Origin of the sequence: Polaromonas sp. CT11-55 (assembly GCF_047303325.1) — a bacterium.
GTDB lineage: Bacteria > Pseudomonadota > Gammaproteobacteria > Burkholderiales > Burkholderiaceae_C > Polaromonas.
Genome location: NZ_JBKBEX010000074.1, coordinates 1 through 264 on the forward strand (window position 1 = coordinate 1; position 264 = coordinate 264).

A 264-nucleotide genomic window follows, 5' to 3' on the forward strand; every position below is an offset into this window, starting at 1 on the left:
GTCTGTGGCCACATCCACCACGCCGAGATGCGCGACATCGACGGCATCCTCTACTGCAACGACGGCGACTGGGTCGAGAGCCTGACGGCGCTGGCCGAGCATGCCGACGGCACGCTGGAAATCATCGACTGGGCGAAGCACATGCCCGTGCCGGCGAAGGCCGTGCCGCAGCGCGAAGCCGTCGCGGCCTGAGCGACGCGCTCAGCCCTTGCGGGCCGGACTGCTCGCCGTGTGACCGAGCTGGTCGCGCCAGGTGTCGTAGTG

The 264-nt window shown here is 69.3% G+C and carries 1 pseudogene; it reads left to right on the top strand.

Features of this window, described 5'->3' with window-relative positions:
• Positions 1–192 (top strand): annotated as a pseudogene (locus tag ACEN8I_RS24155) (UDP-2,3-diacylglucosamine diphosphatase); the annotation flags it as partial.
• Positions 193–264: the final 72 nt, after the last annotated feature.